2 protein-coding genes are annotated in these 1,535 nt (G+C 44.8%); both read right to left on the bottom strand.

Features of this window, described 5'->3' with window-relative positions; genetic code table 11:
* Nucleotides 1-928, bottom strand: a 928-nt coding sequence (locus tag A3738_RS21310) for a DedA family protein (protein ID WP_197473953.1), incomplete at its 3' end; no start/stop codon positions are given.
* A 9-nt stretch (nt 929-937) separates the two neighbouring features.
* Nucleotides 938-1,535, bottom strand: a 598-nt coding sequence (locus A3738_RS21305) for a GGDEF domain-containing protein (protein ID WP_156504397.1), incomplete at its 5' end; no start/stop codon positions are given.

The raw sequence follows: 1,535 nt of genomic DNA, 5'->3' as shown, positions 1-1,535 counted from the left end.
TGTTAAATAAGTATTTAAACCCATGGGTGAATCCGGCGACAGTGATACCCGTCAGAGCGAAGTAGATAGCATGCTTGTATTGTTTATGGGTCGCGAGAGATGCAACGCATATCAGGAATAACAAGATAAGCAGAGCTTGATCGCCGAGCAGCGTGATGAAAACAAAGAAGCTGTAAAACAAGGTATCCCTGACAGTTAATGCCTTGGCGAGAACCCATACATCAAAGCCATCTAGCATGCCGCTAATGTTTAAATAAGCAATGCTTGAAAATGCTATGGCACTTAAAGTGAATATTGAGCCAAAGTACACGAACGGTTTTGCTCGCTGTTTGCTCAGTGATAACCATAACAGGCTGATCGCAATTATTAGGCATAAAACAAGCACAAGGGCATAGGTAATATCACGATTTTGAGTAGCGAGTTGCGTTATTTCTGCTCCCAAATAACCGGGTAATATATAGGCTGGAGCCCATGCGAGAGCTGAAAGCAGATTGATAAGAATAAATTTGGTGGGTGACATTTGGAGTACACCCGCAGTGAGTGGGAGTACTGGACGCAGAGGTCCGACAAACCGACCAATGACTACGCTGTAGGTGCCATATTTCTCAAAAAATCTTTCACCCTCTTGTAAGGCGTTTGGATACTTTGAAAAAGGCCATGTGAGAGGTAATCGGTCGTGGAAGGCACGGCCAATACAAAAGCTAATAACGTCACCAAGCACAGCGCCGATAAATGCGGCAGCTAATACCTCTATGAGCGGGATGCCTGCGAGTCCTGCAACGGCAGCAGTTGAAAACAGCAATGCAACGCCTGGGACAACAATGCCTGCGATGGCAAATGATTCGACAAACGCGATGATCGCAATTGCAGGTAATATTAAGCTCGCGTTTGCGGTGAGCCAGTGACTTAACTCTATTAAACTTGGCATCTTAGGTGGTTAGTCGTTCAATATAACGCGATTATTACCTTTGCTGTGTGCTTCAGCCAGCGCTGCATGCGCGCCTTGAAGCAACTCTTGAGCGCTTTTTGAGTTTTTAACAGGTGTGAATGTATTGGCGCCAATGCTGACTGTAATGCTGTCTACTTCGGGCCACGTGCTTTCTTCAATCGTTCTTCTGATTCGTTCTGCAATGACAAGTACGCCCTCTTCTGGTGTGCAGGGTAGTAGCAAGTAAAAACGCTGCTGGGCATCGAAGTATTGGCTGTCTCCTGCTCGAATCATTCCATTCAGCGTTTCAGATAATTGTTTCAATAAATCTTGCTGAATGCCAATACCATGCATTTCTTCTATTTGTTCAAAGTAATCGACTTCAAGAGACAATATGGAAACAGGGCGCTCTGTTTCTTTAGATCGTGAGACTTCTTTATTTAGTGTGTCTTCTAAGTGTCTGATGTTGTAAGCACTAGTCACCGGCTCATGAATGGCTAACTCAACGAGAGTACGACTGCGACTCTGGTGCAGCATTGCAAATGTTCCTGCAAATGCAATCATCAGTACATAGCTCGTGGCGAACAAAGAAACAGTGAGTAGATCT

This window comes from Oleiphilus sp. HI0066 (genome assembly GCF_001635725.1).
Note: the sequence above shows the minus strand (reverse complement) of the source record. Positions and strands in the feature narration are given on the sequence as shown.